Origin of the sequence: Mesorhizobium sp. M00.F.Ca.ET.216.01.1.1 (genome assembly GCF_004010325.2) — a bacterium.
Lineage (GTDB): Bacteria > Pseudomonadota > Alphaproteobacteria > Rhizobiales > Rhizobiaceae > Mesorhizobium.
Genome location: NZ_SADR02000497.1, coordinates 1 through 292 on the forward strand (window position 1 = coordinate 1; position 292 = coordinate 292).

Consider the following 292-nt stretch of genomic DNA (forward strand, 5'->3'; position numbering starts at 1 on the left):
AGCGCCAAGTCTCCCCCCACGAGGAGGTGTATGGACTGTGGGGGGAGATTGGCAGCTTCGGCGTCTACTCCAAATCCTTCGGCCTGACGAAATGCGTCAGCCGCGCGCCGCCGAAATCCAGATTCGCCCAGTCGCCCTTTGCTGTGAACCGCGCAAGTGCCGCCGTCGGAAACTTCTCTTCGATCTTCTTGAAAACGCTCTCATCCGACCCGGCGCCGGCCAGCCGCAACACAAACTGCTGCAGGCCGGGATTGTGGCCGATCACCACCAGATTCGTCGCCTTGACCTGCCG

1 pseudogene is annotated in these 292 nt (G+C 62.0%); it reads right to left on the bottom strand.

The features are described from left to right. Positions 1-64 precede the first annotated feature (64 nt). Positions 65-292 (bottom strand): annotated as a pseudogene (locus EN859_RS37130) (histidine phosphatase family protein); the annotation flags it as partial.